The 13,458-nt window shown below is 67.6% G+C and carries 11 protein-coding genes and 1 tRNA gene; 8 read left to right on the forward strand and 4 right to left on the reverse strand.

Annotation, left to right across the window (positions count from 1 at the left end; genetic code table 11):
• Positions 1-738: 738 nt before the first annotated feature.
• The 4 genes from DRB96_RS02775 (at position 739) to DRB96_RS02790 (ending at position 7,868) form a co-directional block, all read left to right on the forward strand.
• A complete protein-coding gene (locus tag DRB96_RS02775; RefSeq protein WP_162688498.1) occupies positions 739-4,950 on the forward strand; it encodes a LamG domain-containing protein in 4,212 nt (1,403 codons plus the stop codon).
• Between the two features lie 549 nt (positions 4,951-5,499).
• Positions 5,500-5,572, forward strand: a tRNA-Arg gene (locus DRB96_RS02780).
• 153 nt (positions 5,573-5,725) lie between these two features.
• On the forward strand, positions 5,726-6,295 hold the full coding sequence (locus tag DRB96_RS02785) for an HAD family hydrolase (RefSeq protein WP_112446600.1): 570 nt from the start codon (positions 5,726-5,728) through the stop codon (positions 6,293-6,295).
• Positions 6,273-7,868: an ISL3 family transposase gene (locus DRB96_RS02790; protein WP_239516755.1), complete on the forward strand. Its 1,596-nt coding sequence runs from the start codon at positions 6,273-6,275 to the stop codon at positions 7,866-7,868. Before DRB96_RS02785 ends, DRB96_RS02790 begins: the two co-directional genes overlap by 23 nt.
• Here the strand turns inward: DRB96_RS02790 and DRB96_RS02795 are convergent.
• From DRB96_RS02795 to DRB96_RS02810, 4 genes are all read right to left on the reverse strand, one after another.
• A complete protein-coding gene (locus DRB96_RS02795) occupies positions 7,831-8,397 on the reverse strand; it encodes a DUF2716 domain-containing protein (RefSeq protein ID WP_112453170.1) in 567 nt (188 codons plus the stop codon). The two genes, DRB96_RS02790 and DRB96_RS02795, sit on opposite strands and share 38 nt — an antisense overlap.
• A 78-nt stretch (positions 8,398-8,475) precedes the next feature.
• Positions 8,476-8,730, reverse strand: coding sequence for a hypothetical protein (locus DRB96_RS02800; RefSeq protein WP_112446602.1), 255 nt, complete (start codon positions 8,728-8,730; stop codon positions 8,476-8,478).
• A 200-nt stretch (positions 8,731-8,930) separates the two neighbouring features.
• Positions 8,931-9,320 (reverse strand): hypothetical protein, encoded by a 390-nt coding sequence (locus tag DRB96_RS02805; protein WP_030722049.1) that lies wholly within the window; start codon positions 9,318-9,320, stop codon positions 8,931-8,933.
• Between the two features lie 182 nt (positions 9,321-9,502).
• Complete coding sequence (locus DRB96_RS02810; RefSeq protein ID WP_112446603.1) at positions 9,503-9,724, reverse strand: hypothetical protein; 222 nt, start codon at positions 9,722-9,724, stop codon at positions 9,503-9,505.
• A 787-nt stretch (positions 9,725-10,511) separates the two neighbouring features.
• On the opposite strand from DRB96_RS02810, the gene DRB96_RS02815 reads away from it, so the two are divergent.
• The 4 genes from DRB96_RS02815 to DRB96_RS02830 all read left to right on the forward strand — a co-directional run bounded on the left by DRB96_RS02815 (position 10,512) and on the right by DRB96_RS02830 (position 13,381).
• On the forward strand, positions 10,512-10,715 hold the full coding sequence (locus tag DRB96_RS02815; protein WP_112446604.1) for a cold-shock protein: 204 nt from the start codon (positions 10,512-10,514) through the stop codon (positions 10,713-10,715).
• A gap of 318 nt (positions 10,716-11,033) precedes the next feature.
• Complete coding sequence (locus DRB96_RS02820) at positions 11,034-12,566, forward strand: DEAD/DEAH box helicase (RefSeq protein ID WP_112446605.1); 1,533 nt, start codon at positions 11,034-11,036, stop codon at positions 12,564-12,566.
• Between the two features lie 46 nt (positions 12,567-12,612).
• Positions 12,613-13,017, forward strand: coding sequence for a CBS domain-containing protein (locus DRB96_RS02825; RefSeq protein ID WP_112446606.1), 405 nt, complete (start codon positions 12,613-12,615; stop codon positions 13,015-13,017).
• A gap of 49 nt (positions 13,018-13,066) precedes the next feature.
• Positions 13,067-13,381 carry an SCO5918 family protein gene (locus DRB96_RS02830; protein WP_112446607.1) on the forward strand — a complete coding sequence of 105 codons (315 nt, stop codon included), beginning with the start codon at positions 13,067-13,069 and terminating at the stop codon, positions 13,379-13,381.
• Positions 13,382-13,458 lie beyond the last annotated feature (77 nt).

Consider the following 13,458-nt stretch of genomic DNA (forward strand, 5'->3'; position numbering starts at 1 on the left):
GGATCCGCGCCGACACTGTCCGAGCGCAGCAGGGAGCCTGACGCCGCCTTCGTGGGCTGGTTCACCGAGACGGTTTCCGTGCCCGCCGTCGACCACTTGGGGGTCTTCGGCACGTGGGCGCGCAACTCGCGCGCCCCTTGCGGAGTACGCGGAGCCGCAGGCTTGGCCGAACCCTTGACCGGGTGGCCCTTCACCACGGGCAAAACCGGCAATGTGCCATCCGGCCAGGATTTGCCCGTGTACTTGTATCCGACCATGCCGTCGGCGTTGGCCAGCGGCACGACAAGCGACATCGCCGCCGTCATCACCGTGACGAACAGGGCCCGACGCCTCCAACCCTTAACGGGCATACCGGTAGATCTACGAATCGATGAACGCACCTTGACAGTCCCCACCCCAAGTGCGCGGTCCAAGAAGAACCGGAAATAGACAGAGCCGCAATCAGCCCTGCAAGATCAGTGGAACAGTATTGCGACGACAACTCGAACCGCAATAGCCTTCTCGCGGATCAGGCCTCAACCCTTTAGATGGGTGTGCCCCAATAGCACCTCGTTGAGGCCGGTCGATTCGGCTCAAGAAAGCCGGAACGGATAATTCAACATGCCACAAGACTGCGCATCTTTGGCCATTTCCGTTCGCAACTTGGCTGGATGAAACCATCCGGCAAAAGCGCCATGTGGGGGGATACCACGTATGCAGCAACATCGAATTTCAGACATTAGACGGGCTGCTGTTCTCATGACTGCCCTCGGCCTGCTCGCCGCAGGTCCTGGGACCGCCTTCGCCGGTACGCGCTCTGTCGCGCCCTCCGGCACTGCCTCCGCGGCTGCTGAGCCACCCGCTGGTTCCATCCCCGGGGCGATCCAGCGCGCGAAGGCCGAAAGAAAGCCGGCCCCGGTCACCACGCTGACCACTACGACCGCGGAAACGGTCGCGAACCCTGACGGCTCGCTGAGCACGACCACCCGTCTGAAGCCCGTACGCGTCCTGAAGTCCGGAAAGTGGACCGGGGTGGACGCGACCCTTCAGCGGAACGTCGACGGCACCTACACCCCGCTCGCGACACCGTCGGGCGTGACCCTCTCCGGAGGCGGCACCGGCCCCCTCGCAACACTGACCAACGGCGAAGGCCGTCGCATCACGCTGTCCTTCCCCACCGCCCTGCCCGCCCCGAAGGTCACCGGCAACAGCGCTCTGTATCCGGAGGTCTTCGCCGGAGTCGACCTACAGGCCTCCGTCAACGACCAGGGCGCCTTCAGCGAGGTCCTGATCGTCCATAACGCCGAAGCGGCAGCCAATCCGGCGCTGCGCAGCCTGCGTCTGGCGACCACGGCCGACGGCCTGACCTTGGGCAGCGACGCCGCCGGCAACTTCCAGGCCACCGCTCCCGACGGAACCCCCGCGTACACCAGCGCCACACCGCTCATGTGGGACTCCCGTACGGATCCGGGCCAGAAAGCAGCCGCAGCAGGCAAGGCCTCCGTGCTCCTCCGCAACGCGGCTGCTGCCGGCGGAGAGGGCCCCGTTGCCCCTCCCCAGGAGGATCCGCAGACCCGGTCGTCGGCCAGTAGCCCCGGCCTTGGTGCTCAGGTCAAGCCGATCGGCATCTCGACGCGGCCCGACGCGCTGACCCTCACTCCCAACCAGGAGTTGCTCACCGGCACAGGGACGACCTATCCCGTCTACATCGACCCCATCGTCAATCCGGTGACGTCGGGAACGGGCCACTTCGTCGTCGCCCAACAGGGCTGCGAGACCGCAACCACCTACGACAAGCCGCAAACCAACGGAGAGGGAGTCGGCTACCAACAGTACTCCTCCACCTGTTTTGGCATGCAGGAGTCGTTCTTCGAGATCAACACGAGCGCGCTGTCACCCCAGATGGTCATCTCGAAGTCGACTCTGTACTTGACCGAGACCTATGGGGCCGATCACGGCTGCTCCAACACGTGGCCCATCACGGTGAAGCAGACGGACCGCATCCACAGCGGAACCAACTGGCGCAACCGTCCCGGTGTCATCGCCACCGTGGACACCCAGCAGATCTCCAGCGCCTACTTCGACTGTGGCTACAAGTACGCGAACTTCGACATCACCGACCGCATCCGGCAGGTGGCTTCACAGGACGCGGACACCTGGACCTTCGGGCTCTACGGCAACGCGAGTACCTCGGCGACGAACCACGGCTTCATGCGGTTCAGCACCAACCCGTACATCACCACGGTCTTCGACATCCCACCGGCCGCGCCTGACTCCCCCAGCACTACGCCCGACTCCGCGAACCCGTCCGGTGCGGCCTGCAACAGCGGTACCCCCGGCTGGATCGGCCGCACCTCCACGACCGGTGGAAAGAGCAACATCTCGCTCAACGCCCGCCTGACGACACCTATGGAGGGCGTGAACCTCCAGGCCGTCTACCAGGTCTGGGACAACATGAAGAACAACGGCAGCGGCGGTGCCGCGACCGTCTCCCAGCCCCGAAGCCCCTACGTGGCATCCGGCACGACGGCACGGACCAACGTGGACGTCGCCGTGGCCGACGGTCACCGATACGGCTGGGGAGTCAAGGCATACGACGGGACCCTGGACGGTCCCTGGACCTCGAACTGCAGCTTCAAGGTGGACCTGACGCTTCCCACCGCCGCCGCGTTCGGCGACTCCACGGCGTTCCCTCCGCTCGGCAGTGGCCGCACCCCCACCGCACACGCCGGCGACACGGGAATCACCATCCCCGTATCCAGCACGGACGTCCTTCCCACCGGCTGTGAGCTCACCGCGTGCCTGAGCAGCGGCATCCGCCGCTTCGAGTACGCCCTCGATACGGCCATTCCACCGACCGGTGCCCAGCAGATCACCGTCACACCGGACGCGAACGGCGCCGCCACCGCCAACATCCCGATCAACCTCACCGCCCAGCAGTGGGGCACACACACCCTCTACGTCCAGGCCGTGGACGGAGCCAACAACGCGGGCCCCGCCACCTACAGCTTCTACGCCCCCTGGAACCCGGCAACGCCGGTCACCGCGGGAGACGTCACAGGGGACGGGATCCCGGACATCCTCAGGCCCGACCGGGCCGGCAGCGGAAACCTCCTGCTCATCCCCGGCAACACGGACGCCTCCGCGACGCCCATCACAGCATCCACGCCGGACAGGAGCCCTGACCAGAACACGGGCTGGGACAACTACCTCATCACCCACCGGGGCAGCCTCAGCCAGTCCGGCGTAGACGACATCTTCGCCTTCAACAAAACCACCCACAGCATGTACGTCTACGGCAACGACGCCTCCGGCAACGGAACTCCGGGGCGCTTCACGCTCACGGACAACATCACGCACATCCCGATCAAGCCCTCGTGCAATACGGCAGCCCCATGCACCGGATACCCGGCAGACTGGTCAAAGGTCACCCAGATACTGGCCCCGGGCAGCTTCAACAACCCGGCCGGACTCGCCGACCTGATCACCATCGAGGACAAGCGCCTCTGGTACTACCCCGGCACTTTCAGCGGTGACTCCCGCCTCGGCCAAGGCATGCTGCTCGGCACCGGCGACTGGTCGGGCACCACCCTCATCGCCCCGGGCAAGGTCGGCGGGACGCCCACCCTTTGGGCGCGCGACGACATCACGGGCCGCATCCACAGCTACTCACTGACCTTCAACGCCGCAGGCGTACCCACCACCCAGCTGACACCGCCGTCGGGCCAGACGCCGGCTACAGCGATCACGACCCTCGACCCCGCGCTGTACCCGCAGGTCGGCTCGTACGGGGACCTCAACGGGGACGGCCGCGCCGATCTCTGGGCGATCGACAGCAACCAGCAACTCGTGGCGTTCTCCGGCACGAGCACGGGCTTCTCCACGAAGCCCACCCCCCTCGGCAACCTCAACAAGCCGACCGCGCAATGGAAGCTGGCCGGGCAAACCGCCGGCACCTCCACGACACCGAGTGCTGTCGGCAACTACCCCGCCACCGCTGCCAACATCGCCTGGCCCACAGAGTCCATCGGTGGCCGCTCCACCCCGTACGCGAACTTCAACGGCGCCCAGTCCACCATCACCACGACCGGCCCCGTGATCGACACCCGCAAGAGCTTCACCATCAGCACCTGGGCCAAACCTGGAACCGGGATGAGCATCATCGCCAGCCAGGACCTCACGCGCGGCAGCTCGTTCCGCCTCTACGCCGAGGAATCCACCTCCCAGTGGCACTTCGGCCTGGCCTACGCGGACGCCAACGGCTATCCCTTCGACTACACCTCCGCAACCAACAACGCAGCCGTCTTCACCCCCGGAGCGTGGGCCCACCTGACTGCCGTCTACAACGCCGACAGCGGCCTGATGAGCCTCTACGTCAACGGCGTGCTCGCCGGAAGCGGCACGCACAAGGCCTCGACCAGCCCCGCCCCCAGCGGCTCGCTCGTCTTCGGACGCTACAAGGCCAACGGCGCGCCCCTGGACAGTCTGAAGGGCGGCGTCAGCAACTTCGCCACCTACCCGTACGCCGCCGCCCCCGCCGCAGTCGGCACCAAGAGCCCGATCACGCTGACCGCCGCAGCAGCCAACTGCATGGACAACGACCACGGCTCCACCAATGACGGCAGCAAGATCGAGATCTGGACCTGCGGAGGTGGCGACAACCAGAACTTCGAAATCCGAGGCGACGGAACCATTCGCATCCAAGGCAAATGCCTCGACGCCACCGGCGCGGCCACAGCTGCCGGCACCCTGCTACAGCTGTGGACCTGCAACCAAGGGCCCAACCAGACGTTCCTCCCCCGCGCGGACGGCTCTGTCTACAATCCGGCCTCCGGCCGGTGCATCGACCTGGATCACATGAACACCACACCCGGCATCCAGCTCTGGCTGTGGGACTGCCACGGAGACGACGCCCAACGCTGGACCATTCCGTCCCTGGCCACAGTGACACTGCCCGCCCCGACCCCGTAGCACGGGACTTCACTAGCCAACACGGCCGCCTTCCTGTAGTCGGGAGGGCGGCCGTCGCCATACCCAGGGCAGCCCGCGCAAGAAGCCACCATCAACGGCCCACCGGCTGCCAGCAGGCTCATGGGACTCTTCCCCGCGGACGCCCCCAAGGTCTGGAGTCGACCTGAGCGCCGCCAGCTCCTGGTCGGGGACGCCACCGTCCCCAAAGCGCCCTCGAAATCCCGCACTGTGGAAATCTCCGACGAGAACACCGGCCTGATCCGAACCCACCGCGTCGACCCGCCGCCCGCATCTACCACCCCAGACGCTCAGAAACCCCAGGTCACGACCATGCCTTCACCTCAGGCCCACTCCCACGGCAATCCATGCGACCACTCCCAGCACCATCCGCTAGGCTGTCAGCGGTCAGACGACTACCAGGCGTGTGCCCGGGAAAGTGTCCGCGAGGGCATCTCCATCTGGGTGTATGCACGTCATCTGACCAGCATGTTTGTCGAGGCAGCTCACGTGATCCCTCTGGGGTTCCGGCAACGTTTCCGACAAGCCCCCGCCTTCGTAGCTCAGGGGATAGAGCACCGCTCTCCTAAAGCGGGTGTCGCAGGTTCGAATCCTGCCGAGGGCACAGCACGCAAGCCGCCGACCTGGGATTTCTTCCCAGGAAGGCGCTCCATTCGGCCCCGGACTCCGCGTCCGGGGCCGTTTGCGTGAGCGGTGCGTGAGCGGACGTGCCAGCGGCCTCTGGGATTCCCGCCGACGGATCGGCACGATCCGGCACGTGCTCCGCGCCTTCTTCCGGCTCCGCGGCCGCCTTGGCAGGGGCTTCCTGTCCGGCTACCCGGGCACGCGGTACGAGCCGGGCGGCGGCCTCGGCGATCGCGAGATCGGCTTCGGGGAGATGGACCGCGCCCGCGCCGTGGTCACCGCCTGGTCCGACCTCATGCCACGCGTTGATCAAGAGGTCGTCGCCCTGCTCAAGCGCGCCCGCAAGGCCGTCACCGTCGCCCTGGTCTCCAACGCGACCACGCGGCTGGATTCGGATCTCGCTCGGCAGGGGCTGGACGTCCTCGCCGACGCCGTGGTGAACACCGCCCACATCGGTGTCGCGAAGCCGGACCCGCGTGTCTACCTCATCGCCGCCGAGCCAGTCGGGGCGCCAGTCCAGCGCTGCCTCCCCAGGCTCCCCAGGCTCCCCAGAACGTTCAACCCCCAACCAGCTGAGGGGAAGAGCGACCCTGGGGATTTTCACGGCTCTGACCGGAGTTCCGTGAATCCCCAGGTCAGGGGGTGTGTGAAGGAACGTTCCGGCAGGGCATCCATTGCTGGTGGGGGTTTGCTCGCTGGATGATGTGCTGTTTCCGGATGTCGACGTGCGTTTGGAGGGTGTGGAGTTCACGGCGGACATCCTGGTCGTCGTGGCGGCTGCGTGCGGTCCGCCGTCCAGATGCCCGGGATGCAACGCCAGGGCTCGACGGGTGCATTCCTGCTACGAGAGGCGCCTGGCCGAGCGGCCTTTGACCGGGAGAAAGCTACTGGTCAGGCTGCGCGTCCGACGATTCTTCTGCGACCGGGCCACGTGCCGGCGGCGGACCTTCGTCGAACAGGTCAGTGGCCTGAGCGAGCGGTACCGTCGCTCCAGCCTCGGGCTGAAGACATGGCTCCGCCGGGTCGCGGTCGAGCTCGGCGGCCGGGCCGGCGAACGGTTGTGCCGTCGCCTGCATCTCGTCGCAGGACGGACGCGGCTGCTGGGACTTCTGGAGCCCCCGATGGCGCCGGAACGGTCCCCGCGGGTCCTCGGCGTCGACGAGTTCGCCTTTCGCAAGGGCCGCACGTACGGAACCATCCTGGTCGACGTGGAGGCCGGCCAGGTCGTGGACGTCCTGCCCGACCGCACCTCCGAGACCTTGGCCGCCTGGCTGCGCAACCATCCCGGCGCCGAGATCATCTGCCGAGACCGGGCCTCGGCCTACACGCGGGCAATCAAGCAAGCGGCCCCCGACGCTGTGGAAGTCGCCGACCGCTGGCACCTGCTCCAAAACCTCGCCGCCGCAGTGGAGAAGACCTGCCACCAGCACCGCGCCTGCCTGCGCAAACGGGCCGACGAGGAGACCGGCCGCATCCGAGAGGCACCACCGCCCATACAGGTCCCAGTCCACGAATTACCCCGGACGCAGATCGTCGAACGGACCCGGCACCGCTACACCGACGTCCAGAAACTCGTTGCGGCTGGCTGGACGATCAGCGCCATCGCCCGTCGTCTCCACCTCGACCGCAAGACCGTCCGACGGTTCCGCGACACTGACCTCGACCAGTTGCTCGCCTCCGCCAACGAACGACGCCCGGCAGGAGTGCTGGAACCGTTCAAGCCATACCTCAATACCCGGTTCACCGAGAGTCTCGGCCAGGTCAGCGGTAGCCGCCTCTTCCTGGAGATCCAGGAACGCGGCTACCGAGGCAGTCGCCAGGTCGTCCGCAAACACCTCGCGGCCCTTCGCGTCGGCAACGCCGAACCCGTCCGCGCCGACATCCCCAGCCCTCGCAAGATCACCGGCTGGATCATGCGACCGCAGGACACACTCCCACCCGAACTCGACCGCCGCCTGCTCGAAGTACGCATCGCTTGCCCCGACATCGCCCGTGCCTGCGACCTTGCCCGAGCCTTCGCCGAACTCCTCCGCCACCGACGCGGCTTCCTGCTCACCGAGTGGATCCGCCAGGCCGAGCGAGACGCACCGAAGCCAATCAGCGGCTTCGCAGGCTTCCTCCGCCAAGACCTCGACGCCGTCACCGCGGGACTCACCCTGAGCTGGAGCTCAGGCGTCGTCGAAGGCCACGTCAACAGGGTCAAGACAATCAAGCGGGCCATGTACGGCCGAGCCTCGTTCACCCTTCTTCGGACCCGGATTCTCGCGCGTTCCTGAGTCCATCGACGCGCGATACGTGATGAGAATGCTGGCCAGACCTGCGGATCGGAGAGCCCAGGATGTCATCGATCTTCGCTGATGCGACATCAAGGAGACCCTGCCCGAACAGGCACAGTGACCCCTCCCAGGGGTGACCGAAGCTGCCGGTCAGGAAGTCCTCTGACAGGTAGATGTAGTAGTCGCCATCGGGGTACGGGCTCAGGGGCCACTGCTCCTGTTCGGAGCCGCGAACGAGGTGAGGCGAGAATCGGAACGAGGCGTGTTGCCAGTCCAGTGCGAACAGCGTGCCTTGCGGAGGTACGCAGGCTGTAAGGCCCTGCTCGACCACCTCGACGAGCCGGTCGAGCCGCTCATATTCAGGGTCGTCGTCCAACGAGGCCAAGCTCCAGGTAACGGAGTCGAGAGGCTCCTTGATAGCCGGCCATTTAGCCTGGTTCATACCGGGATGAAAGGCGAACTCCGCGTCGAAACGGTCCCAGACGTTGCGGTACTCCGCTTCTGAAAGTTGGACCACAGGCTCCTTCATCACCCGCAGATCCTACCGATCAGCCCTCTGTGGTCAGCTCACGAGCAGCCGTTCACGGAACTCCGGTCAGAGCCATTTTCACGAATCCTCATCAGCACCCCGTTGCCGTGTTCGCCCGCCGCTTTCGACGCTGCGGCCGCTCCGTGGCGTGAGGCCCTCGAGGACCTGGACGAAGACGTCCTCGCCGAGGCCGGCGCCGAAGCGCGGGCCTTCGGCGCCGGCCCGGCGGCCGCCGTCGACGAGCTGGTGCGCGGCCTGCTCGGGCAGTTGGCCGACTGGCAGCAGTCGATCGGCGAGCTGGGCCGCGCGCTCACCACGGCAGCTGAAGGCCAACCGCTACCCGGCTGGTCCACCGACGCCGGCCGCACCGAGGACATCGGGTGGCGCCAGGCCCGCACCACGCTGCTCGAGGCTGTCGCACGCCACCACCACGCTCACCTGATCGCCGCCATCGTCGAGCTCGGCGGTGAGCTGGAGCTCCCAGCTACCCGTAACGGGCGCTTCAGGGGCGCGGCATCCAGAAGGCTGCGCGGTCAGCGCCGGCCGCCGCCGATGCGGCGGTCGTCGGCCAGTGCGGTCAGCGGGCCGAACTCGCGGGCAAGCTGGTTCCACGTCAGAACCTCGCCACAGCGGGCCGGGAATTCCTTCGGGTTGAACTCGGGCATGGTCCAGGTTCCAGTGCCCCGGTCCCGCAGCCACAGGTCCCCGTCACCGTCGACCACAGTCGGCGGGACCGGTACGGGCTCGGCCTGATCGGTGGGCTCCCAGGTGACCCGGCCCGGGTGGGAAACGCGGCGCAGCTCGGTGGTGGCCAGCCGCGCGGCCAAGTCACGGGTGGACTCTTCGGCGTCCTTGACCGACTCGAGTCGGAATGCGTCGTCAAGTACGGGCAGGGCTGGATTCTTGCTGCGCTTTGAACTCATACGCTGACCTACCTCCGGTGGGGGGCGTCACATCTGTTATGGCACCCCGTAGAGGAACACGGTATCCGAGGCGGGAGCCGGGCCGGCTACGACCACTGTCCAGGTGGAGGCGCTGGCACACCGGGCTGTGGGGCTAGGTGGTGAGCTGATCCTGGACGTGGCGCAATCCGTGGTGGTAGCGCTCAGATCTGGCGGTCCGGGTCTGAGAAGGCGGGGCTGCCGGGGGCGAGCGGACGTCGGGCCGGGGCGGGTGCGGGCTCGGGCTCGGCCTCGCCGGGCGGCTGGCGGAAGTCGGCGCCCTGCTCGACCGGCACCAGCCGGCGTCCACCCGCCCGGGCGGGTACGGGAGCGTCGGAAGCGGGCTCGGAGAAGGCGGGCAGCGAGAGCGGTCGACGGTCGGTCATGATCCCTAGTCTCCCAGGTCCGGCCCTACGGGTAGGGCCAGGCCGCTCTCAGCGGTGATAGTGCTCTGGCCCTGGCCAGCAGGGCCAGGCTGGTTGTTTCAGCTCACACCGCGAGCAGGAATTCGCGTGACCCACACCACAGGCCCGCTCCGATTCGCCAGTTCGCACCCTGAAATGCGGACAATCAACCACCCCGCCCACGCTTCCCAGCTCGCGGGGGCACAGCACCCCACCGACCCCAGGCGCCCCAGCCGCCGGAGGGGGTCCTATCGAGCACTTGGGCACGGGAGGACTGCGCACCGTCAAGCCCCCTCCGGGTACCCAGACCATCTCCACGACCACGACTTCGCGTTCGTTGCCGTACAGGACTTCGTCACCGCGAGGACCGCTCCAACGGTCCGCCACGTCGGAACCTGTCCCCAACACGTCCCCAACCAGCCGACTTCGCTGCCGCCTCCTGCAGCCGGTGGCGAACACCTAAAAAACGCTGCGGTCGGGGCGAATCAATATCTGTCACCGCGACCTAAGGATTTAACGGATCCCGCGGGGAGAGTTTCTACCGCAACACGGCGGACGGAAATATCTCACGCACACAGGCCGCTGCAGCATGCTACTGTCGATCTCGGTTGCAGTTGTGGTACCCAAGAACTTCAAGCGCCTCCAGCCGGAATTCATTCCACTGGAAGCGCTTTGTATTTCCCGGTCATTTACCGGGCGGGGCATCATCGCGGCGACACGGCGTCCGCACAGTGCAGTCGCCGATGTATTGCCCCAAAGGAGATATGACATGGCTGCTGGTACCGTTAAGTGGTTCAACGCGGAAAAGGGTTTCGGCTTCATCGAGCAGGACGGTGGCGGCCCTGACGTGTTCGCCCACTACTCGAACATCGCCGCCCAGGGCTTCCGCGAGCTGAACGAGGGCCAGAAGGTCACCTTCGACATCGCGCAGGGCCAGAAGGGCCCGACGGCCGAGAACATCGTTCCCGCCTAAGCGCTGACACGCATTCTGCAGCTGGGGCCCGCATCCCTCGGGGTGCGGGCCCCAGCTGCATGCATTTCCCGCGGTGGGTCCACCCGCGGTTCGAACAGTGAGAGATCCGGCCGACTGGCCCTCTCGGGGCTACACCCGAGTTAATTACTTTGGTTGCCGCGTCCACGTGACGCCACCTTGTTTCAGCGCCTGGCCCGTACAGATTCCCTGTCCGCCAGATCTGCTTTCGCATTCCATTCGGCCCGTTCTCGCAATTCCCTGCGCTGCTTCTACGCTGCGGGAATTCCTTGATACGTGCCGCATCAAGGAAGGTTCCGCATGAACCCCGCACGTACGAACGACCGCTCCTCCCGCACCCGCAGCCGCACCGGCGGCCCCGCTTTCGGCGCCGGCGCCGGTTCCGGCCGGGGCAGCCGCTTCGGCTCTTCGACCCCGAGCCGTTCCGGAGCCCCGAGCCGCTCCGGTGGTCCGAGCCGCTCGGGCGGATACGGCCGTCGGCCCGCCGCGATCCAGGGCGAGTTCGCACCGCCGAAGACGATCACCCCCGCGCTGCCTGCCGTCGAGGCCTTCGCCGACCTCGACATGCCGGCCCAACTGCTGACCACGCTCACCCGTGAGGGCATGGCCACGCCGTTCCCGATCCAGGCCGCCACCCTGCCCAACACCCTCGCGGGCCGTGACGTCCTGGGCCGTGGCCGCACCGGCTCCGGCAAGACCCTCGCCTTCGGCCTCGCCCTGCTGGCCCGTACCGCCGGCCAGAGCGCCGAGTCGGGGCAGCCGCTCGCGCTGATCCTCGTACCCACCCGTGAGCTCGCCCAGCAGGTCACCGCCGCGCTCACCCCCTACGCCCGCGCGGTCAAGCTGCGCCTGGCCACCGTCGTCGGCGGCATGCCCATCTACCGGCAGGCCGCTGCGCTGCGCGCCGGGGCCGAAGTGGTCGTCGCCACCCCGGGCCGGCTCAAGGACCTCATCGACCGTGGTGACTGCCGCCTGAACCAGGTCGCCGTCACCGTCCTGGACGAGGCCGACCAGATGGCCGACATGGGCTTCATGCCCCAGGTCACCGCCCTCCTCGACCAGGTCCGCCCCGAAGGCCAGCGAATGCTGTTCTCCGCCACCCTGGACCGCAACGTCGACCTGCTGGTGCGCCGCTACCTGACCGACCCCGTCGTGCACTCCCTCGACCCCTCGCAGGGCGCGGTCACCACGATGGAGCACCACGTCCTGCACGTCCACGGCGCCGACAAGCAGCGGACGACGACGGAGATCGCCGCCCGCGAAGGCCGCGTGATCATGTTCCTCGACACCAAGCACGCCGTGGACCGCCTCACCCAGGACCTCCTCAACAGCGGGGTCCGCGCCGCCGCCCTGCACGGAGGCAAATCCCAGCCCCAGCGCACCCGGACCCTGGCCCAGTTCAAGACCGGCCACGTCACCGTGCTGGTCGCCACCAACGTCGCCGCCCGCGGCATCCACGTCGACAACCTCGACCTCGTCGTCAACGTCGACCCGCCGACCGACCCCAAGGACTACCTGCACCGCGGCGGCCGTACCGCCCGCGCCGGCGAGTCCGGCAGCGTCGTCACCCTGGTCACCCCCAACCAGCGCCGCGAGATGGCACGCCTCATGCAGGCCGCGGGCATCACCCCGCAGACCACCCAGGTCCGCTCCGGCGACGAGGCCCTCAACCGCATCACCGGCGCCCAGACCCCCTCCGGCATTCCGGTCACCATCACCGCACCGGTCTCCGAGCGGCCCAAGCGCAGCACGGCCTCCCGCGGCCGCCGCGGCCCCGCCTCGGCCGCCCGGCGCGCGAGCGCACGGCAGTCCTCCTTCGATGCGGCGGCCTGAGAACCACGTGATCCGGAAACTGACCCATCTCTGCAGGAGGCAGATTTTGACGCTGGTCCAGATGCAGCCCCGCTCCGCGCACGCCGACCTCACCCACCGCACGGTGGACCAGGCCATGGAAGCCGCCGGTCCGCAGGTCTGCGACGACATGACCGTCGAGGTGGCCCTGGCCGTCACGGCCGGCTCCCGCACAGACCATCTGCTCGTCTGCGACGAGGACGGCCTGTGCACCGGACTGATCACCCAGGCCCAGCTCACCGCCATCCGCGACAGCGCCGCGTACACCGACCGGCTCCGTCTGCGCGATGTCCTCGGCGACCGCGGGCCGTTCACCTCACCCATGACCACCATGGCCGAGGCCGAGCACGCGATGCACTACCGCAGCCTCACCGCCCTGCCCGTCGTCGACGGACAAGGCAGCGCCCTGGGCGTCCTCGCCCTCGCCCGCTGAACCACCTCACCGCCGCACGACCGTCCCCTCCTTCTCCCTGTGAGGCATCATGCGCTGTGTCATCGCCCGCTTCCCGTTCGAGCTGACCAAGTCGGGTGTCCTGGAGTCCATGAAGGACGTCAAGCCCGAAGAAGTCCTCGGCGAGTCCGTGATCATCGGCCGCCGCACCTACCCCGTCAAGCAGGTCGGCCAGGTCCTCACCCGCCAGGACCGCCGCGACTTCAGCATCGGCGAAGTCCTCCGCGCCATGACCCAGCTCGGCTTCACCTGCCGCAGCAGCCTCCCCCGGACCACCGCGCCCACACGCGTGCCCAACCCCCTCCAGCGGGCCTCCGCGATGCTCGGCACCCCCATCACCGCCTGACCGGCAGGCCGGGCGGCCGGGCGGCCGAGGGCATAGGTGAAGGTCGCGGGCAGGGTGTGGGGCGATCCGAGAGACTC

The sequence above is a fragment of the Streptomyces sp. ICC1 genome, assembly GCF_003287935.1.
GTDB classification, from domain to species: Bacteria; Actinomycetota; Actinomycetes; order Streptomycetales; family Streptomycetaceae; genus Streptomyces; species Streptomyces tritrimontium.